The sequence below is a fragment of the Kitasatospora sp. NPDC088742 genome (assembly GCF_055584905.1).
Genome location: NZ_JBVJLD010000024.1, coordinates 16,239 through 35,975, shown reverse-complemented (window position 1 = coordinate 35,975; position 19,737 = coordinate 16,239). Strand labels below are relative to the sequence as shown.

Annotated in this window: 12 protein-coding genes and 1 pseudogene; 4 read left to right on the top strand and 9 right to left on the bottom strand. The window is 72.9% G+C overall.

All coding sequences use genetic code 11. The features are described 5' to 3' along the window. Together ACZ6ZR_RS19855 and ACZ6ZR_RS19850 are read right to left on the bottom strand one after the other, a co-directional pair. Positions 1 to 569 (bottom strand): annotated as a pseudogene (locus ACZ6ZR_RS19855) (hypothetical protein); the annotation flags it as partial. Between the two features lie 125 nt (positions 570 to 694). Next, positions 695 to 1,909, bottom strand: coding sequence for a mannosyltransferase family protein (locus ACZ6ZR_RS19850; protein ID WP_465644031.1), 1,215 nt, complete (start codon positions 1,907 to 1,909; stop codon positions 695 to 697). Positions 1,910 to 2,214: 305 nt separating this feature from the next. On the opposite strand from ACZ6ZR_RS19850, the gene ACZ6ZR_RS19845 reads away from it, so the two are divergent. Next, positions 2,215 to 3,687, top strand: coding sequence for a glycosyltransferase family 87 protein (locus tag ACZ6ZR_RS19845; RefSeq protein WP_465644029.1), 1,473 nt, complete (start codon positions 2,215 to 2,217; stop codon positions 3,685 to 3,687). 30 nt (positions 3,688 to 3,717) lie between these two features. On the opposite strand, the gene ACZ6ZR_RS19840 is transcribed toward ACZ6ZR_RS19845, so the two are convergent. The 4 genes from ACZ6ZR_RS19840 to ACZ6ZR_RS19825 form a co-directional block, all read right to left on the bottom strand. Further along, the gene (locus tag ACZ6ZR_RS19840) at positions 3,718 to 4,431 is read right to left on the bottom strand and encodes an MIP family channel protein (protein WP_465644027.1); all 714 of its coding nucleotides are present in this window, start codon (positions 4,429 to 4,431) and stop codon (positions 3,718 to 3,720) included. Between the two features lie 182 nt (positions 4,432 to 4,613). Continuing rightward, on the bottom strand, positions 4,614 to 6,677 hold the full coding sequence (locus ACZ6ZR_RS19835) for a DUF11 domain-containing protein (protein WP_465644025.1): 2,064 nt from the start codon (positions 6,675 to 6,677) through the stop codon (positions 4,614 to 4,616). A 50-nt stretch (positions 6,678 to 6,727) separates the two neighbouring features. Next, positions 6,728 to 8,851, bottom strand: a complete 2,124-nt coding sequence (locus tag ACZ6ZR_RS19830; RefSeq protein WP_465644024.1) for a hypothetical protein — start codon at positions 8,849 to 8,851, stop codon at positions 6,728 to 6,730. Positions 8,852 to 8,877: 26 nt separating this feature from the next. Beyond that, a complete protein-coding gene (locus ACZ6ZR_RS19825) occupies positions 8,878 to 11,202 on the bottom strand; it encodes a hypothetical protein (protein ID WP_465644022.1) in 2,325 nt (774 codons plus the stop codon). 248 nt (positions 11,203 to 11,450) lie between these two features. Between ACZ6ZR_RS19825 and ACZ6ZR_RS19820 the strand changes: the two genes are divergently transcribed. From ACZ6ZR_RS19820 to ACZ6ZR_RS19810, 3 genes are all read left to right on the top strand, one after another. Beyond that, positions 11,451 to 12,605, top strand: coding sequence for a C40 family peptidase (locus ACZ6ZR_RS19820; protein WP_465644147.1), 1,155 nt, complete (start codon positions 11,451 to 11,453; stop codon positions 12,603 to 12,605). Between the two features lie 61 nt (positions 12,606 to 12,666). Then, positions 12,667 to 13,758 (top strand): PP2C family protein-serine/threonine phosphatase, encoded by a 1,092-nt coding sequence (locus tag ACZ6ZR_RS19815; protein ID WP_465644020.1) that lies wholly within the window; start codon positions 12,667 to 12,669, stop codon positions 13,756 to 13,758. 185 nt (positions 13,759 to 13,943) lie between these two features. Continuing rightward, positions 13,944 to 15,389: a hypothetical protein gene (locus ACZ6ZR_RS19810; RefSeq protein ID WP_465644018.1), complete on the top strand. Its 1,446-nt coding sequence runs from the start codon at positions 13,944 to 13,946 to the stop codon at positions 15,387 to 15,389. A gap of 102 nt (positions 15,390 to 15,491) precedes the next feature. Here ACZ6ZR_RS19810 and wecB read toward each other — a convergent pair whose 3' ends face one another. The 3 genes from wecB to ACZ6ZR_RS19795 all read right to left on the bottom strand — a co-directional run bounded on the left by wecB (position 15,492) and on the right by ACZ6ZR_RS19795 (position 19,606). Next, entirely contained in the window at positions 15,492 to 16,586 is a 1,095-nt protein-coding gene (gene wecB, locus ACZ6ZR_RS19805; protein WP_465644016.1) for a non-hydrolyzing UDP-N-acetylglucosamine 2-epimerase, read from the bottom strand. 148 nt (positions 16,587 to 16,734) lie between these two features. After that, positions 16,735 to 19,197 carry an SdrD B-like domain-containing protein gene (locus ACZ6ZR_RS19800; RefSeq protein WP_465644014.1) on the bottom strand — a complete coding sequence of 821 codons (2,463 nt, stop codon included), beginning with the start codon at positions 19,195 to 19,197 and terminating at the stop codon, positions 16,735 to 16,737. A 52-nt stretch (positions 19,198 to 19,249) separates the two neighbouring features. Further along, positions 19,250 to 19,606 (bottom strand): hypothetical protein, encoded by a 357-nt coding sequence (locus tag ACZ6ZR_RS19795; protein ID WP_465644012.1) that lies wholly within the window; start codon positions 19,604 to 19,606, stop codon positions 19,250 to 19,252. Positions 19,607 to 19,737 lie beyond the last annotated feature (131 nt).

The window sequence follows — 19,737 nt, the reverse complement described above, 5'->3', positions numbered from 1 at the left end:
GGGAAGTCCAGGTTGTTGTTGGCCGCGTCCCGCACCCCGACACCCACCACCGCGGCCGTGAAGCACTTCGACGCGTGCAGGGTCAGATGGCCCGCCACCGGCGTGTTCGGCTCCGCGTTCGTCGGGCCCAGCCGGTCCGCCGTGACCACCAACGGCGGCTCGGCGATGGTGAGGGTCTGCTCCGGCAGGTTCTTCCACGCTCCCCCGAGCTCCTGGTAGTACCCGAACATCCGGTACGTCCCGGCCGCGAACGAGCGCGTGCCCGTCGTCATGGTCAGCCCCTGCGGGCAGATCTGTTGCTTCGTCAGGCCGCCCGGGAAGTCGAGGTTGTTGCCGGCCGCGTCCCGGATGCCCACCCCCAGCGAGGCCACGGTGATGCAGGTGGAGGACTTGACCGCCAGCTGCGCCGCGACCGGGGTGTTCGGTGCGGCGGTGGTGGGGGTCAGCGAAACCTGCGTCACCTGGGGTGACGCGGCCGGCCGGGGGGCCGCGGCCGCCACGGGGGCGGCGAGCAGCAGACTGCCGGTGAGCGCGCCGATTCTGACGGCGCGTGGGAACGAACAGAGCACGGACATCTCCGAAGGTGCACGGACAGACGGACGACGAGCGACCGAACCGGACCGGCCCGGACAAATCGAACGCTAGTTACGGTGCGTACGCACCACAACCGCACGACTCCATCCGGTGACGCCGTTCAGCCGCTCCAGCGGCCGGAGAAGAAGGCCAGTGCGACCACGGTGGACAGCGGGGCGACGACGGTCAGGTAGCCGGTGGTGAACCGCGGCGACGCGATGCTCCACTTGGCCAGCACGATCCAGAGCGGCCACCACAGCAGAGTGGCGCGCGGAACGGACATGTACCAGAAGGAGGTTGCGAGTGCGGCCAGGTTGAGGAGGACGTAGACCGCTTCGGCCCATCGGCGGCGGGTCGTCAGTACGGCCAGCAGGACCGTCCCGGCCACCGCCGCGCACAGCTCCAACTGGAACTCGGCGGCGAAGCTGATGGGCTGCGTGTGGCTGAACGCGCTGTTCCAGGTATTGAGCCAGGTCTCCCAGGGTGCGTGGAACTCCCGCCCCCATCCCCGCTGTTGGGCATGGCTCCAGGCCCATGGGTCGCCGGTGCGGATGTACAGGTACCAGTGGAACTGGACCACGGGCAGGACCGGGAACAGGAACCACAGGCCCTGGCACCACTGCCGCCGGGTCGCCCGCCGGGTGCGGGTGTCCAGGGCGAACTGGACCACCAGCGCCGCGACCAGGAACAGCCCGCTCACCCGGACCGCCGTCGCGAAGGCGGCCAGGAGCGACGCGGCCGCCCAGTCGCCCCGCCGGGCCGCGAGCCAGGCCGGCAGGGCGAAGGCCAGGAAGAGGGACTCCGAGTACCCGAGCGCCAGGAAGACGGCACACGGCGAGAGCAGCAGGAGCAGCGCGGCTCGACGGCCCGCCGTCGCATCCGCCAGTTCCCGCTCGGCGATGCGCGCCAGGGCCAGGACGGCGACGCCGCCGGCGACGAACGAGACCACCAGCCCCGCCGCGGTCCAGTTCGGCACCACGAGGTGGACGAGGCGCAGGCAGAGCGGGAAACCGGGGAAGAAGGCCTCCCGGTGGTCCCAACCGGCCTGCCAGGGGCCGGACCGGCCCGGGAAGTACCCGTCCCGGGCGATGGCGAGGAAATGCGTCCAGTCCCACCGCTCGAACGCGGTGAGCGCTCCGGCCGGATGGCGGACGCCCCCGTCGGGAGAGAACACCCACCGCGCGCAGTGCGCGAGCCCCCACACGCCGAGGCGGCTCATCAGGTACAGCCAGAGCACCTCGCGGTCGCCGGGCCGCAGCAGCCGGCCCGGGGATTTGTCGGCCGCTCCGACGGTGGACGGACCGGCGGGCGGACGTTCGAGCAGACCGGTGGACATCGAGGACTCTCTCGGGGGCAGGTGGTGTCGCGCGGCGCACAGTGGTGCTGACTGCGCGTCAGCGTAGGAGCGGACCCCGCCGCACGTGCCCCGGCCCGCAGGACTCGCACCGGCATTCACCTGAGCGCCCCAACCGGACCCGACTACTCGTCTCGTCCGATGCTCTTCCGATCGGGTGAACGCCGGTCGGCGTTCACGGATCGTGACGGCCGCACGCCCCCCGTTGCGCCGAAGGAAGGCGATCGTCGCGAATGCTGGCCGAGGCGTGCACGTACCGTGACGGTCGGTGCGGGAGCATGTCCGCCATGACAACGAGTCAGCGGCCCGGCACGGCCGCCCCCGCCTCACCCCCGGTCGCGGCCCCGGCCGGACGCCTCTCCTGGTGGGTACCGGCCCAGGCCCTGACCCTGGCGGCGATCGCCACCTACGCCATCGGCCTGGCGGCCAAGGTCCCCTGCTACACCAAGGACTGGTTCTACGGCGCCGCCTCCCAGTACACCCACGCCTGCTACAGCGACATCCCGCACCTGTACTCCTGGCGGGGCCTGGCCGACGGGCTGATCCCGTACCTGGACCGGCTGCCGCAGCCGAGTGCGGAGATGCAGTACCTGGAGTACCCGGTGCTGACCGGCCTGTTCATGCAGGTCGCGGCCTGGCTGACCCCGCTCACCGGCACCGGCCAGAGCCGGGAGCAGTGGTTCTGGGCGGTCAACGCCGCCATGCTCCTGGTCTGCGCGCTGGTCGCGGTGGCGGCGGTCGCCCGGACGCACCGCCACCGGCCCTGGGACGCACTGCTGCTGGCACTGGCCCCCTGCCTGGCACTGGACTCGACCATCAACTGGGACCTGCTGGCGGTCGCGCTGACCGCCGTCGCGATGGCGCACTGGGCCGCCTCCCGCCCGGTCTGGGCCGGTGTCTTCATCGGGCTGGCCGGCGCCGCCAAGCTCTACCCCCTGCTGCTGCTCGGCCCGCTGCTGCTGCTCTGCTGGCGGGCCGGGAAGTGGCGCGCCTTCGGGCTGGCCGTGGCGGGCGCCACCTGGGCCTGGCTGCAGGCCAACCTGCCGGTGATGCTGGCCAACTTCCAGGGCTGGTCCACCTTCTACACCTTCAGCCAGGCCCGCAAGGAGGACTTCGGCTCCTTCTGGCTGGTCCTGATGCAGGAGCGGAACGAGCGGCTGGAGAGCCTCAACACCTGGATCGCCGTGCTGCTGATCGCCGCCTGCCTCGCCATCGGCCGGCTGGCGCTCTCCGCGCCGCGCCGCCCGCGCTTCGCCCAGCTGGCCTTCCTGATCGTGGCCGCGTTCATCCTGACCAACAAGGTCTACTCGCCGCAGTACGTGCTCTGGCTGATCCCGCTCGCCGCGCTGGCCCGCCCGCGCTGGCGGGACTTCCTGATCTGGCAGGCCTGCGAGGTGCTGTACTTCCTCGGCGTCTGGTCCTACCTGGCCCACGCCATCGACTCCGAGGCGGGCGGCATCGACCAGGGCTGGTACCACGTCGCCATCGGCCTGCACCTGCTCGGCACGCTCTACCTCTGCGGGACGGTGGTCCGCGACGTCCTCCGCCCCGAGCTCGACCCGGTCCGCCAGGACGGCAGTGACGACCCGTCAGGAGGCGTGCTCGACCGGGCCCCCGACGTCTTCGTGCTCGGCGCCCGCCGTCCTCGGCCGGCCGGGGCCACCGTGCCGTCCGGCCGGGTGCGGCCGCTCCCTCCGTCCCGGACCGAACCGTCGCAGGCCCCGGTGCGCACGCTCGGCCGGCCGGGTGGGCCGGCCTGAGCGCACGGGCCGGGGCCTGCGGGGCGCGGCTCAGACGCTGACGGGCTTCCGCGCCTCGACGGGCGTCCGCTCGGAGTGGGTCAGCTGGTGCACTCCGGCGGCGATGGCGCCGCCGACCAGCGGGGCCAGCAGGAACAGCCAGACCTGGGAGAGCGCGGGCCCGCCCGCGAAGAGCGCCGGGCCGAGCGAGCGGGCCGGGTTGACCGAGGTGCCGGTGAGCGGGATGCCGACCAGGTGGACCACCGCGAGTGCCAGCCCGATCGGCAGGCCGTCGAAGCCGGTGACGGCCAGCCGGTGGGTGACCGAGAGGACCACGAACACCAGCAGGAAGGTCAGGACCACCTCGGTGAAGAAGGCTCCGAAGAGGTTGATGTGCACCTCGGAACGGTCACCCCAGCCGTTGCTGCCGAGCTTGCCGCTGGTCTCGATCCCGGGGATCTGCTTGGCCAGCAGCAGCACCATCGCGGCGCCGGCGATCCCGCCGAGGAACTGGGCGATCCAGTAGGAGACGGCGGTCCGCCCGTCGATCCGGCGCGCCAGCAGGAAGCCGAGGGTGACCGCCGGGTTGACGTGGCAGCCGGAGACGGGGCCGATGGAGTACGCCAGGGCGAGCAGCGTGAAGCCGAACGCCAGCGCGATCCCCAGGGTCCCGATCCACTGGCCGGCCACCACCGCCGCGCCCACCGCGAACAGGACCAGCAGCATCGTGCCGAGGAACTCACTGAGTACTGCGCGCTTTTCCATCTGTCACTCCCGTGGCGTATCCGAAACCCCCCGAACCACCCTCAGGGCTGTCTCCGGAGCTCGCATCTTGGGAGCAGAGATCTTGTACGGACCTACAATCTGTGCCGCAACGTGGTTTCCACCTGGCTTCCGAAGGGCAAGGTCCGGCTCCTCCACGGAGCCGGACCGGCAACCCGACGCGGTCAGGAAGGCTTCTTGTCGATCTCCAGATCAGCCTCCGGTCCCCTGACGGTGTTTCCGGGCGGCCCGGCCGCGTTGCTGGTGTTGTTGTCGGGGACCGGGTCCTCGGTGGTCGCCGAGGCCTTGGCGATGTTGCGGATGTCGGAGCCGTTGCCGCTGTAGGCCGGGTCGAGCTGGACGGTGAACGCCCAGCGGTGCGAGGTGCCGGAGGCGATGGCGGCGGGCCCGCAGCTGACGACCTGTCCGGAGGCGGTGCAGCCGTCGGCCGAGGAGACGAAGCTGAGCTGGGCGGGGAGGGTGTCACTGATCGCGACGCCGAGGGCGTCGGACGGCCCGTTGTCGGTGGCGGTCACCGCGTACTGGAAGGTCTCGCCGGGGGCGACCGGCGTGGTGGTGACGGTCTCCTTCGCGGTCGAGACGTCGGCCCGGGGGGTGCCGGCCTTGCCGTCGGGCAGGCCGCTGGTGGAGCTGTCGTTGTCGGTCTTGGGGTCGATGTTGTCGGCGGTGACCTTGGCGCTGTTCTTGATCGCGGTGCCGTCGCCCCGGTAGGCGGGGTCGAGCCGGACGGTCAGCACGTACTGCTCGCTCTCGCCGACCTTCAGCGGGGTGGGCCGCTTGCAGGTCACCACGGTGCCCGTCTCGGTGCAGCCGGCCGGGGTGGAGGAGACGTAGATCACCTCCCGGGGGAGCTTGTCGGCGAGGGTCACGCCGTAGGCGTCGGCGGAGGGGCCGTTGTTGACGACGGTGATCAGGTAGTCGAAGGTCGCGCCGGGGGTCGGTGCCGAGGTGCCGACCGCCTTCTTGGTGACCCCGAGGTCCGCGGTCGGGGGGTTGACCTTGGAGCCGGGTGGGCCGGCCGCGTTGCTGGTGTTGTTCGCCGGCACCGGGTCCTTGGTGGCGGAGGCCACGGTGGCCGTGTTGAGGATGTCGGAGCCGTCCCCCTTGTAGCCGGGGTCGATCCGCACCTTGAGGGTCCAGGTGAGCGAGTCGCCCGCGACCAGGGTCGGCTGCGGGCCGCAGCTGACGGTCTGTCCGTTCGCGGTGCACCCGTCGGGTGAGGAGACGAAGCTCAGCATGGCCGGGAGCTTGTCGGTCGAGGTGACCACGGTGGCGTCGGAGGGGCCCTTGTTGGTGGCCGTGATCCGGTAGTCGAAGGTCTCACCGGGGGCGACGGGGGTGTCGGAGCCGGCCTTCTTGACGGCCGTGAGGTCCGCCTCGGCGCCGCCGAGTCCGCCGGGCAGGTCGGCGGGCTTGCTGGTGTTGTTCCCCGGGACGGGGTCGGCCGCGTCGGACTTGGAGGTGGCGGTGTTCTTCAGGTCGGTGCCGTCACCCCGGTAGGAGGCGGCCAGCAGGACCTTGATCTTCCAGGCCGTGGAGGCGCCGGCGGCCAGCTTCTTGACGGGCCCGCAGGTCACGTCCTGGCCGGTGGCGGTGCAGCCGTCCGCCGAGGAGACGAAGGTGAGTCCGGCGGGCAGCCTGTCGGTGACCATCGCGTTCGGGGCGTCCGAGGGCCCGTTGTTGGTGGTGGTGATCAGGTACTCGAACTCGGTGCCCGGGACGACCGGCCCGGCGCCCACCCCGGCCTTGGTGGTGGAGAGGTCGGACTTGCGGTCGAACGGACCGTCAGGCCGCACCGGTGGGTTGGTGTTGTTACCGGTGGCCGGGTCGTGGGCGTCCGAGGTGGTGCTGGCGACGTTGCCCAGGTCGGAGCCGTCACCCTCGTAGGAGGGGCTCAGCCGGACCAGCATGCTCCAGCTCTTGGTGGCGCCGACCGCCAGCTCCGTGGCCGGCCCGCAGGTGACCTTCTGTCCCACCGCGGTGCAGCCGTCGTCGGAGGAGACGAAGGTGATGCCGTCCGGCAGGGTGTCCTTGGCGGTGACGTTCTTGGCCACCGACGGGCCCTTGTTCTTGGTGCTCAGGGTGTAGGTGAAGGTCTCGCCGGGCGCCACGGCCGGCCGTGCGGCGGACGCGGCGGCGGCCGGCCCCAGGGCCAGCAGCGCGGTGAGCGCGCAGGCCGTCAGGCGGCGGCTCCGCCACCGTCGCGGGGTGGGTGTGGTCGTGTGCATCGGTTCCTGTTCCACGGGTCGGTCAGCGGCGGGCGGCCGGTGACGGGTCGTCAGGGGGTGCTCTTGCCGAAGTCCAGGTCCGCCTCCGGGGAACGGACGGTGCCACCGGGCGGGCCGGCCGGCTTGCTGGTGTTGTTCGTGGTGTCGGGGTCGGCGGTGGTCGCGGTCGCGGTGGCGGTGTTGAGGACGTCCGAGCCGTCCCCCTTGTAGCCGGGGTCGAGGCGGACGGTGAACAGCCAGCTCCTGGAGGCCCCGGGAGCGAGCGGGTCGGTGCTCGTACAGGTCACCTGCTGCCCCGAGGAGCCGCACCGGTCGGTGGAGGAGACGAACGCCAGCGTGGCCGGGAGCGGGTCGGCGATCCGGACGCCGACCGCCTGCGAGGGGCCGGCGTTGGTCACCGTCACCCGGTAGTCGAAGGTCTCGCCGGGGGCGACCTTGGTGGTGCCCACGGCGGCCTTGGTCGCGGCCAGGTCCGCCTGGGCGGCCGCCACCCCGCCCGGTGGCCCGGTGGCGGGGCTGGTGTTGTTGGCGGGCTTCGGGTCGGTGGCGTCCGAGGCGGAGGTCGCGGTGTTGACGACGTCGCTGCCGTCGCCCGTGTACGCCGGGTCCAGCCGAACGGTGACGGTCCATGAACTCGCCGCCCCCGCTGCCATGGTGGCGACCGGACCGCAGGTGACCTTCCGTCCGTCGGCAGCGCACGCCGGCGAGGAGGAGACGTACGTCAGCGGGCTGGGCAGCACGTCCGTCATGACGGCCTTGGTGGTGTCGGCCGGGCCGAGGTTGCTGGTGGTGATCCGGTAGTCGAAGGTCTGGCCGGGGACGACCGGCCCCCTGCCCAGGGCCTCCTTCCCGGTGGCGATGTCGGCCGGGCCCGCCACCACCGTCGTGACGGCGGTGGCGGTGTTGTCGGTGGAGCTGAGGTCGAGCCGGTTCGCCGGTGCGGTGATCGTGGCGGTGTTGCGGAGGGTGGCCGGTGAGGCCGGGGCGGTGCCGGTGATGGTGTACGTGGCGGTGCCGCTGCGTTTGAGGTCGGCGGTGGTGTCGATCGCGTTGCCGGTGCCGGAGGCCTGCCCGCAGGCGCTGCCGCTGGAGGCGGCGCAGGTCCAGGAGACCTTGGTCAGGCCCGGCACGGTGTCCTGGATGCGCGCTCCGGTGACGTCGTTGGTGGCGTCGTTGGCGGCGGTGACGGTGTAGGTCACCGTATCGGCACCCGCGCGGGCGGTGGCCGGCGTGCCGGTCTTGGTGATCGACAGGTTGGCCGGCACGTTGATGGAGAGGTCGGCGATGTCGTGGTTGTTGGTGGCTCCGCCGGTGCCGGCCGAGAAGCCCACCCTGAGGGTGGCGGGGAGCTTCGGCTGGCTGGTGATGGCGGTGATGTCGAAGTCGGTGATCAGCGGGGCCAGGGTGGTGCCCGGTCCGCTGTCCGACCAGAGGGAGAGCAGCATTTTGGTGCCCTTGGGCAGCAGCGAGATCCGGATGGTGCGCAGGTTCTCCCGGCTGCCGGTCTCGACCGTCCTGCCGGGGCCGTCAACACTCGTGCCGAAGCGGTAGCCGGTGTTCTTGTCGCCGCCGCCGCGCACCACGATCTTGTTCGCGGCCGCGCCGTTCGGGCCTCCGCCGTTGCCCGTGGTGCTGCCCGAGAAGTTGCCGAACTCGTCGATGCCGACGCCCAGGAACGCCCCGGGGACGCCGTTGGCGGTGCAGGTCGAGGAGGCCCCGGCGCACGCGTAGCCCAGGGCACCGCCGAGGGCGCCCGTGCCACGGGTGGCCGCGCCGTCGGCGAGGAAGAAGGCCATGCCGTCGCCGCGCTTGCCGTCGAAGGCGGTGCCGCCCCAACTGGCGTACTGGAACTCGGCGATGATGCCCAGGTCCGAGGCGAAGGAGTCGTTCATCTGCCAGGCCCCGCTCTGGCTGGTCTTGGTGCTGGTGAGGCGCATCCAGCCGTCGTCGAAGGTCACCGAGCCGGAGGTGGTCCCGCTGTTCTTGGAGGAGTCGAAGGTCTCCCGGAGCGGGAAGTTCACGACCGCCCGGTGCGCCGGGCGGTCGGCCGGGTCGGCGTGGCCGGGGGTGCCGGCGGTCACCCCGGCTATCAGGCCGAGGCCGAGGACGGCGGTGGCCAGGGCCCGGAGCGGGCGTGGCCACCTGCGCCGGTGGGGGTGCTGAGGTACCTGCACGTGTCCTGCCGTTTCGGTGGGGCGGGTCATGACCGGTACCCGCGCCGGGCTCCGTGACGGTGGCGCCACCGGCGGGAGAGCACCAGCAGGGCGGCTCCGGCGAGGAGCGCGGTCGATGCGGTGACCGGCAGCGCGGCCGGCAGGTGGCTGCCGGTGTCCGGGAGCGGCTTCGGAGTGGGCGTGGGTGGGTGGGTGGGCGTGGGCACGGGAACCGGGGCGATGGTGGGTTCCGGGCTGGGGGCCGGGCTCGGCGTCGGGCTCGGCGTCGGGCCGGGGCTCGGCGTAGGCGTAGGGCTCGGCGGGACGGTGACGGGCAGCGGGCCGCCGTCGGGGCCGGTGGTGCCCGACCGGTTGGCGTTGTTGGCGGGGTCGGGATCCGGGGTGTCCGAGGTGGCGGTGGCGATGTTGTCGACGGCCGCGCCGGTGCCCCGGAAGTCCTCGGCCAGCCGCACCCTGAGGTCGAACCCGGCCGTCTCCCTCGCCGGGAGCGGGCCGGTGGAGCGGCAGTTGACAGTCCGTCCGGTGGCGGAGCAGCCGTCCGTCGAGGAGACGAAGGAGAGCGGGGCGGGCAGCGGGTCCACGACCGCCACGCCGCGCGCGTCGGAGGGCCCGTGGTTGCGCACGGTGACCCGGTAGGTGAAGACGTCCCCGGGGGACACCGCCTGTCGCCCGGCGGGGAGGACGGCTCGTTTGACGGTCTCCAGGTCGGCGCTGCCGCCCAGCGTGGCGGCGGCCCAACTCGCCGTGTCGTTGGTGGAGTTGTGGTCCTCGGGGCTCCGGACGACGGCGGTGCCGCCGGCCAGCGTGGTGTCCGGCGGCGCGGACGGCGAGACCGAGACCGGGAAGTCGGCCACGAAGGGGCCGTCGGCGGCCCGCGCCCCGCTGGGGAGGACTGTGCAGCGCAGCCGGCGGCCGCCGTCCTCGGCCGTACATCCGGCGGGAAGCCCCGTGCTCGGCACGCCGGTCCACTCCGGCAGCGTCACGAGGACGACGGCGGGCTGCCTCCTCGTCGACGGCCCGAGGTTGCTGACGGTGAGCCGGGCGCTGCTCTGCCCGCCGGGGTACACCGCCGGGGCGGAGCTGACGGTGACGGCGTGGTCCGCGATCGGCGGGCCGGGCCGGACGGTGGTGTCGGGGTTCGGCAGGCCGGTCACAGCCACGGTGTTGTTCTCCGGCACCGGGTCCGTGGTGGCCGAGGCCACCGCGGCCCGGTTGACCACGTCCGAACCGTCGCCGTGGTACGCCGGGTCGAGCCGTACGGCGAGGGTGTAGGTCCTCGTGACCTCGGGTGCGAGGCGGTCCGGGGCGGGGCAGGTCAGCCTCGCCCCGTAAGTGTCGGCCGGGCCGGTGCAGCCGTCGGCGGAGGACACGAAGGCCAGTGCGGGCGGCAGTTGGTCGGTGACGATCACACCCCCGGCCTCGGAGGGCCCGTGGTTGACCACCGTGAGCAGGTACTCGAAGGTCTCACCGGGGCCCACGGGCCCGGTGCCTGAGGGTCTCTTGGAGACCGCCAGGTCCGCCGTCGGGCCCGTGACCGTGCCGCCGGGCAGTCCGGCGCCGGGGCGGGGGCCGGTGTTGTTCACCGGGCGTGGGTCGGGAGTGCTGGACGCGACGCTGCCCTGGTTGGCGATGTCGGCCCCGGTGCCGGTGTACGCCGGGTCCAGGCGGACCAGGATCACCCAGGAGGCGGTGGTGCCCGGGACGACCAGCGCTCTGGGCCCGCAGGTGACCTTCTGGCCCCGGGCCGCGCAGCCGTCCTCGGAGGAGACGAAGAGCAGCGGACGGGGGAGGTTGTCCGTCACCACCACGTCCCGGGCCGCCGAGGGGCCGTGGTTGAGCACCGTGATGGTGTAGCGGAAGGTCTCGCCGGGGGCGACCCGTGCGGCCGGGGTCCGGCCCCAGGACTGCAGTCGGGCGTGCGGCGCGCCGTCCGGGGCGGGGTCGTCGGTGAGGGGGACGGTCGAGGCTGCGGGACAGCGGGGGGAGCGGACCAGCAGCTCGGGCTCCGGCGCGTCGTCACCGGCCGGGGCTGCCCGGGTGATCGTCACCTCCCGGCCGACAGGCAGTTCTCCCTGCCAGTCGGGGGCGTCAGGCCCGGTCGAGACCGAGAGCTCGGAGCGCGGGGCAGCGGTGCCGTTCGCCAGCGCGAGCAGCAGGGAGCTCTCTGCCACCCTGCTCTGACGACCGGTCAGCCCGCCGGTGTCCTCCGTGCAGTCGGCGCTCCCGGCGGCGGCCGGCCCTCCGGCGGCGGAGCAGAGCACGGTCAGGGCCAGCACCGTGGGGGTGACCCATCGGGCCCGACGCAGCACCGCGGACCACCGAGCGGAGCTCGGCAGGATTCCTGCCTTCACGCGTCATCTCTCCAGCCAGAGGGCTACTCGCAGTTCTCCCTCGATACCCCTGACCAGTACGTCCATATGACTATTGCTCACGCTGTCACCGAGACGGGTGCATCACCGCACCCCCGCCGGCCGCCACCGCACACCACCCGCCCACCACCGTCGCGGAGGCCGTTCGGCCCTGCCGGGATCACCCCGTCGAGGGAGCGACAGAGCGCTCCTCCCCCCGGGCACGACCATGCTCTGTCTCCTTGGGACAGGTGATCTCCCCCTCTTCAGCGCCGCAGCGCGGTGGCCGTGCCACGCGTCTGGCCATCGCCGTGGTCCTCGGGGCCGTGGCCGCCCTCGGCTGCGGCACCGCGCACGCCCGCCCGCTGCCGGACCCCGCCCCGTCGGCCTCCGCGGCCCTCCCGGCCGAGGAGTTCGTCCCCGCCCTCGGACCGCTCGGCCCCGACGGCAAGCCGGCCGAAGTGGCCGCCCGCGGCCCGGCCCCGTCCGCGGAGGTGCTCCGGGACTGGGCGGCCACCGCCCAGGGCGTCGAGCGGACGGAGACTCAACTCCCTTCCCTGCGCGCCGAATCCGAGCGGCTGCACCAGGGCGCGGCAGCCGGCGCGGCCCTGGCGGACGCGGGCCGGATCCGCCAGGAGATGCTGGGCGACCTGCTGAGCGGCCTGGCCCGGGCCCAGTACACGGGCGGCGGCCTGACCAGGCTGGCCACCTTCCTGAGCTCCAGCCCCGAACAGAGCCTGGAGCGCTGGCGGGACGACCAGCTCGGCGCCGCCGCGCTGGCCCACCGCTACCGCGAGGCCGAGGAGGTGTACCTGGCCCGGGCGCGGGAAGCGGAGCTCGCACGGGCCGCCGACGCGGCCGGCGTGGCGGAGGTGCAGCGGTCCGAGGCCCAGCGGGACGAACTGACCGGCCATCAGAGCCGCCTGCGCGCGGACCTCGCGGACCGCTTCGGCGACGGGAGCTGGCGCCCCGGCCCGTACGACGCCTCCACGCTCCCCGACGAGCGGCCGGACGCCGCCGCCCAGCAGGCGGTCGCCTACGCGCTGGGCAAGATCGGCAGCCCGTACGTCTGGGGGGCGGTCGGCCCGGACGAGTTCGACTGCTCCGGCCTCACCTCGCAGGCGTGGGCCGCCGCCGGTACCACCGTCCCCCGGACCAGCCAGGAGCAGTGGGCCCAACTCCCCCGGGTGCCCGAGCACTCCCCGCTGCGGCCCGGGGACCTGGTGATCTACTTCGCGGACGCCACCCACGTCGGCCTCTACGTCGGTGACGGCCTGGTGGTCCACGCGCCCCGTCCCGGCACGGTCGTCCGGCTCACCTCGCTGCGCCGGATGCCGGTGGCGGGGGTGGTGCGTCCCGTCCCGTCACCGAGCGGGATGCCCACGGCGGAGCCCGTCCGCGACTGACGGTCACTCCGCGGACGCATCCGGCTCGCGGAGCCCCGCTCACCCATGAGACCAATGGCTCATGGCCTTCTCCCGCCTGGTCCGAGCGGTGGCACCGGTGCGACTGCCGCTGCTCGTCCTGGCCGTCATCGCGGTCGCCGACCTCGCCACGGGCCGGGGCACGGTCTTCTACCCCTTCCTCATCCTCTGTCCCGCGCTGGCCGCGATCACCGCCACACCGCGGGGCGTGGTGGCGGTCGGGGCCGTCTGCTTCCCGGTCCGTTTCGTGCTGTACCGCTACGACCACCCGAGAGAGCTGATCACCTCCTCGGTCTTCCTCGCCAACAGCGCGGTCTTCGTCGTCGCGGTCGCCCTGTGCGCCTACCAGGCGGTGCACCGCATCCGCCGCGAGACCACCCTCGCGCATGTGACCTCGGTCGCGCTGGCCGCGCAGGAGGTGCTCCTGCCGAGCCTGCCGAGCACGGTGGGCTCGGTGCGCATCAGCATGCGGTACTTCGCGGCCGCGGCCGAGGCCCGGATCGGCGGCGACCTCTACGCCGCCGTGGACACCCCGTTCGGCACCCGCATCCTGATCGGTGACGTCTGCGGCAAGGGCCTCGGGGCGGTCGGCACCGCGTCCGTCGTCATGAACGCCTTCCGCGAAGCCGCGCTGGACCACCCCGACCTCGTCACGGTCGCCCTGCGGGCCGACGCGAGCGTCAGCCGCTTCAGCCACGCGGGCGAGTTCGTCACCGCGCTCCTGGTCGAGGTGCACCCCGACCACCTCGAACTGCTGCACCGGGGGCACGTCGCGCCGATCGTGGTCGGCCCGGCGGGTGTCCGCGACCTCGAACCGCCGGAGCCCGGAGTGCCGCTCGGCCTGGGTCTGCCCGGCGACGACGGGAAGCCCTGGGCGGTGCCGTTCCACCCCGGCGAGGTGCTGGTGCTGGTCACCGACGGCGTGCTGGAGGCCCGGGACGCGCACGGCACGTTCTACCCGCTGCACGACCGGCTGGGCGTGCTCCTGGACCCGCCGGCGGATCAGCGGTGGAGCCGGGAGGCGCTGGAGCGGGCCGTCGACCGCGTCGGCGCCGACCTGCTCGGCTACACCCACGGCGAGGACCGCAGCGACGACGCCGTCATCCTGCTCGTCACCCGCTGCGAGCCCTTCTGACGGGCCGTCAACTACCCCTCCTGCCATCGGATCCGGCATTGGAGTGGTTGATCACTCGGATGCCGTTGCGGACTGCCGCACGCCCTGGCGCGGGCCGCAAGGTGGGGATGGGCGAGCGGAAGGAGACCAGTCTCCGCTCCCCTTTCCAACGCTGTGGTGACGACAAGGAGCAGTGGATGTCGCGGTTGAGCAGGGCTGTGGGGGCCGCCGGGATCGTGGCGCGGGTGCTGACGGTGGGTGCGGTGGGGTTGTCCCCGGTGCTGTGGGCAGGCGCGGCCCACGCGGCGCTGCCGGGAGGCTGTTCAGGCAGCCTGACGGACGGGAGCGATGTGATCGTGTGCACCAACGGGGTGCCGGCGGGGACGGTGATCGACCTGCTGGGCGGCGACGACCGGATCACCGTGACCGGGCGGGTGGCCGGTGAGATCAACGGCGGGGACGGCAACGACGCCATCATCATCACCGACGACGCCCGGAAGGCCGGCGAGGCCGCAGGGTTGTCCGGGAAGGTGCGCGGCGAGGCCGGCAACGACACCATCAGCGTGACCGGCGGCGTCGGCACCAGCAACGACGGGGGCGGCCCGGCCGTCGCCGCGGGCGGCGTGGTCCACGGCGGCGACGGGGACGACGTCCTCAAGCTGACCGGCGGGAACGGCGGCCCGGGCGGCACCCGGCTCTCGCTGGCCGCCGGCGGGAGCGGCGTCGAGGGCCGGGTGTTCGGCGGGGCCGGGGCCGACCGCATCACCGTGACCGGCGGAGCCGGCTTCAGCTCCGCCAACGGCGGCAGCGGGATCGCGGCGGCCGGGGACGTGCACGGCAGCGACCCGAATCTGATCGCGCCCTCGGACGCAGCCGACGGCGTGGACACCATCCGCGTCACCGGAGGTGACGGCGGCTCGGCCGACGCCGGCTACGGCGGCGACGGCGGCGCGGCCGTGCTCGGGGAGCTGACCGGCGGCTCGGCCGGTGACGTCTTCACCATCACCGGCGGAAACGGCGGCTCGACCGACGGACTCGGCCCGGCCGGCCGTGGCGGCGCCGGGGTGGCCGGCGGCTACGTGGTGGGCGGGAACAACCACCCGGGGATCCTGGCCCTCGACGGCGATGACGACTTCACCATCACCGGCGGCAAGGGCGGCGCCTCCACCAGCCCGCAGTACCCCGTCGGACGCGGTGGGGCCGGCATCTCGCGGGGGCACCTGATCGGCGACCTGGGAGCGGACACCTTCACCGTCACCGGCGGGGACTCGGCCGGCTCGGCCGGGCCCGCCGTCACCAGCACCGGCGGGGAGCGCGTCCTGCTGGAGGGCGGCCCGGGCGGTGACCGGATCGCCCTGGCCGCCGGTGCGGGCGGCAACCCGGCCGGGCCGGCGGTGAAGGACGCGGACATCCGTGGCGGCAGCCCCTTCCTCGACGACGGTGCCGACACCATCACCGTCGGGACCGCCGACCAGCCAGCCCGCGGCACGTCGGCCGGCTCCACCTTCGCGGGTGACGCCGGCAACGACACCGTCACCCTGTACGGCCGGGCCGACCAGGTGACGGTCGACGGCGGTGCCGACACGGACAGCTGCGGCCGGACGAGCAGCGGCGCGACGTTCAGCGCCTGCGAGACCCTCACCGATCAGTAACGGGCCACCGGACCGGGCGGGCCCCGCGAGGACCTGCCCGGTCTAGCCGAAGGGCCCTGTGGGAGAGCGAACTCCTCCCGCAGGGCCCTTGCTGACGGCGCCTCAGCGCAGGTAGCTCCGGGCCAGCGCGGCGATCCGCAGGGAGGCTTGGCCGTCGCCGTAGGGGCTGGGCGTGGCGGCGAGCCGGTCCTCCAGCCCGAAGTCGTCGAGCAGGGCCTCGGCCACCTCGCAGATCTGCGGCCCGGGGGCGACCAGGTGCGCGAAGCCGGCCTCGATGGACTCGGGGCGCTCGGTGGAGTTCCGGACCACGATCAGCGGCTTCTTCAGCACGGTGGTCTCCTCCTGGAGCCCGCCGGAGTCCGAGATCAGCAGCCGCGCCGCGCTGGCGAGCGCGAGATAGGTCCGGTGGTCGAGCGGCCCGGACGGGCCGAGCCGGTCGAAGTCGGCCTGGAGGCCGTGCCGGGCGGCGGCGGCCCGGGTGCGCGGGTGGGCCGCGAAGTGCACCCGCAGCGGGAGCTTGGCGAGCTGGGTCAGGATGGCGGCCAGTCGCTCGGGGTCGTCGGTGTTCTCCGGCCGGTGGATCGTCGCGAGGATGAACCGGCCGTCCTCCAGGCCGTGTTGGGCCAGCAGCGCGCGGCGCTCGGCCTCCCCGGGGACGGCGGTGGTGGTGGCCTCGACGATGGTGTTGCCGGTCACCACGATCCGGCCCGGCTCGACGCCCTCGTTGACGAGGTTCTCGGCGTCCTGGCGGGTGGGGGCGCAGTGCCAGTCGGCGAGCACGCCCACCATCATCCGGTTGATCTCCTCGGGCATCGCGCGGTCCCGCGAGCGCAGCCCGGCCTCGACGTGGATGACCGGGATGCCGGCGTAGTGGGCGGCCTGGGCGGCGGCGGCCGCAGTGTTGGTGTCGCCCTGGACGATGACGGCGGCGGCCCGGTCGCGCTCGAAGTGCTCGCTCAGCCCGTCGATGATCCGGGCGAACTGCCGGGAGCGGGACTGGCCGCCCACGCCGCCGAGCACCACCTCGGGGGCCGGCAGGCCGCGCAGGAAGGCGCCGGACATGTCGTGGTCGTAGTGCTGGCCGGTGTTGACGAGGTACCCCTGGTTGCCCAACAGCCCGACGATCCGGGCGACTTTGACGATCTCGGGCCGGGTCCCGACCACCACGGCGACACGAGACGGAGAGCTTGCGGCCATCACGGCCATCCTTTCCCACACAGGGTCAGCAGGATTGCGGGCAGCGCCGCAGAAGGGGTACGAAGAGCCGCGCTGCGGCCAGGGGCCTCGGTGGCGCCTGGCCGCAGCGCGGGTGATCAGCTCGGTACGAGGGCGATCGGCACGGGGGTCAGCCCCGGCCGTCGATCCCCTTCGTGACGAGCGCGCTGAGCTGCTCCGTGGTCATGGCGCTCCCGGACGCGGGCGTCCGGAACTCGACCGTGGAGGTGACCGGGAACTTGGTGTTCTCCGGCGCCTCGCGCTTGAGCGGCGGCTGGGCCGTCACCGAGAACTGCTTGGTGAACACCAGCGTGGACTTGTCGACACCGGCCGGCAGGCCGGTCCAGCCGTCCTCCGGGGCCATCTGCATGGTGAGCTTGTAGGTGGTGTTGGGCTCCACCCAGAAGTTCCACTGACCCTTGTCGTTGGTGCGGGTCTCGGCGATCGGGGTGTCGTCCTCGTCCCAGAGCACCAGGTGGACGTTGCCGAGCGGGGACTCACCGGGCTGCTGGATGCCGTCCTTGTTGGTGTCGAACCAGACCCGGTTGCCGATCTGGATCGGCAGGGTGGTCGGCGGGGGCGGGATCTCCCGGGGCTGCATCAGCACCAGGTCGCCCATGCCGTTGCCCTTGCCGAAGGTGACGGTCTCCCAGGTCCGGGTGGGGTAGGGCTGGTAGCTGCCGTTCGGGCCCTGCGACAGGCCGGTGGCGTGGTCGAACCAGCGGACTCCACCGGTGTAGGGGGTGCCCAGGGGGTCGACCGCCGTGGTGACGGTCATGTTGGAGACCCGGTCGAACGCCAGGCCGCCCTGGGGGATGTGGTTGGTGGTGTAGGCGAACGAGTCGCTGTACCAGCCGTCCGTGGGGTTGGTGTTCGGCTTTCCGTTCCGCTGGTAGTACGGCGTGCGGCTGCCCGAGTACCTGCCCTTGCCGACGGTGCCGGGGCAGGCCAGGTTCGAGCCGTCGTCCCACACGTAGGCGCCGTTGACCAGGCAGACCTTGCGCAGGTCGCCGGCGGTGCCGCCGGTGACGCTCTCGGGGAACGGCTGGTCGGCCGGACCGTAGTCGTGGTGGCCGTTCTGGTCGCCGGTGCGGTCCCGGAAGGCCAGGATCATGTTCCCGGCCTTGTCGAACTCGATCTCCGACAGGATCGGCTGCGGGTAGGCGTCCCAGGTGGACGCCTCCTTCCCGTACCACCGGTTGACACCGTCCGGCAGCCACGGGTTCCAGCGGAACTTCTGGGGCGACCCTCCGCCACAGACGGTGCAGACGTCGGCCCGGGCAAAGTCCAGCGACTGGGTGAGGACCGGCGCGGGTTCGAACGTACCGGCCTCCGGGTCGTAGCGGAGGACGACGGCCTTCATCGAGGCGACGGCGTTGTCGGGCGCCACCTTGGTCGGAGGGCCGCCGACGTTCAGCGACTCGCCCGAGCAGACGCCGCCGACGTAGACCTTCTTCTCCTTCTCCTGGTAGCCGACGCCCCACGGACGCCAGTCGTTCGCGTTGGCGCACTGGTTGGGGATCGCGACGGTCTTGTTCGGGCTGACCGGCGCGGAGGTGAGGCTGGCGCCGGAGACGTCGAGCGTCACCAGCTCCTTGGTGTTGAGGTTGACCGTGAAGAGCGTCTTCTCGTCCGGCGTGAGCTCCAGCGCGCCGAGGCCCTCCTTGCTCGTCCGGTTCCACACCGCCTGCGAGTCGCGGAAGTACGGGCTGTTCGGGTCCGAGTTCTGGTGGAACCGGTGCTTGGTGTCACCGGCGTTGGGCACCGTGGCGATCTGCGACGACTTCTTCGTCACCGGGTCGGTGGCGTAGATGGCCCCGGAACCGCCGGGGCCGTAGTACGTCGACCGGCGCAGGAACGCGCCCGTCATGTACAGCTTCTTGGCGTCGTGCCAGACGATGCCCCAGGTGGCGCCGATCTCCGGCATCGAGGCGATCACGTTCGGCTGGTTCTCGACACCGCGCGTGTCGGTCCCCCAGGTGATCAGCGCCGGCGAGTCGGGCGAGGGCACCCCGGAGGTGGCGGAGACCGTCGCGCCGAGGTAGATCGGCGCCGCGATGATCTTGGCCTTCTTCACGGGGTCCGGATTCGGCGCGGCCCCGGACGGGTCGACCACGCCGATGGTCAGGGAAGCGTTCTTGCCCCCGGAGACGTCGACGAACTCGACCGAGGAGGAGAGCGGCGTGCCGGTCTGGTCACCGTCCGGCTCCTCCGACGGCACCGGCTTCTTCCGGGGGCCGTAGGCCGGGCCGTACCACCAGGGTGCGGCCGGCTCCAGCATCTCCACCCGGTACTTGCCGGTGGTCAGCGTGGCCAGGGCGGCCGCGTCGAAGGTCGCGGTGCCGTCGTCGCCGGTGGTACCGGTGACCTTGGTGTTGGTGTCGTCCGTGACGGTGATGGTCAGCCCCGGCACACCCGGCTTGCCGTCGCGGAAGGTGCCGCTGGAGTCGGTGTCGTGGATGACCTTGACCGTGATCGTGCCGTCGCCCGGTGCGGCGGCGGCGGTCGGGACCAGCAGGCCGCCGGTGGTGGCCAGGATGGCGGCCAGGGTTCCGGCCCGCACGCGGCCCGTGGCCCTACGGGTGTTGCTCACTGCGTTGGTCTCCCTACGTCTGCTCGTGGTCTCGGGCTGTCGGTGGCGGTGCTCATGCCGGGCGCCTCGCGGCCGCCCAGGCCCCGGTGCCCTTGTTGCGCCGCCACAGGTAGAGACCCGTGCCGAGGCCGACCACGGTCAGCGAGCCGGTGAACGTGGCCACCGGGCCGTCCCCGAGCAGCGGGAAGGCCGGCGACGGGTAGATGCCGATGTCGAACCGGTGGTCGTTGCGCCCCGGGTCGCCGGTCTGGATGTCGACGTTGCCGCTGTTGTCGGCGTTGCTGTCGACGGTGATCCCGGCGATGCCGGGGCCAGTGGTCTCGGCCCGCAGGGAACTGGCCATACCCACCTGGACGTAGCGCAGCACGGTGGGTTCGAGTTGGTACGGGCCTGACGCGGTGTCACTCACCGGTCGGAACATGGTGGGTGCCAGTGATTCGACTGCCTGGTGCAGGGCGGTGGGTGCGGTCACCAGTACTGCTGCGGCCCCGACGATGGGCCAGCAGATCACCGTGAAGCCGGTCACCGCGCGCCGCCACC

Excerpts from the sequence above, each read along its gene's own strand:
- ACZ6ZR_RS19850 (WP_465644031.1), bottom strand. The coding sequence starts at position 1,909 with ATGTCCACCGGTCTGCTCGAACGTCCGCCCGCCGGTCCGTCCACCGTC.
- ACZ6ZR_RS19845 (WP_465644029.1), top strand. The coding sequence starts at position 2,215 with ATGACAACGAGTCAGCGGCCCGGCACGGCCGCCCCCGCCTCACCCCCG.
- ACZ6ZR_RS19840 (WP_465644027.1), bottom strand. The coding sequence starts at position 4,431 with ATGGAAAAGCGCGCAGTACTCAGTGAGTTCCTCGGCACGATGCTGCTG.
- ACZ6ZR_RS19835 (WP_465644025.1), bottom strand. The coding sequence starts at position 6,677 with ATGCACACGACCACACCCACCCCGCGACGGTGGCGGAGCCGCCGCCTG.
- ACZ6ZR_RS19815 (WP_465644020.1), top strand. The coding sequence starts at position 12,667 with ATGGCCTTCTCCCGCCTGGTCCGAGCGGTGGCACCGGTGCGACTGCCG.
- wecB (WP_465644016.1), bottom strand. The coding sequence starts at position 16,586 with ATGGCCGCAAGCTCTCCGTCTCGTGTCGCCGTGGTGGTCGGGACCCGG.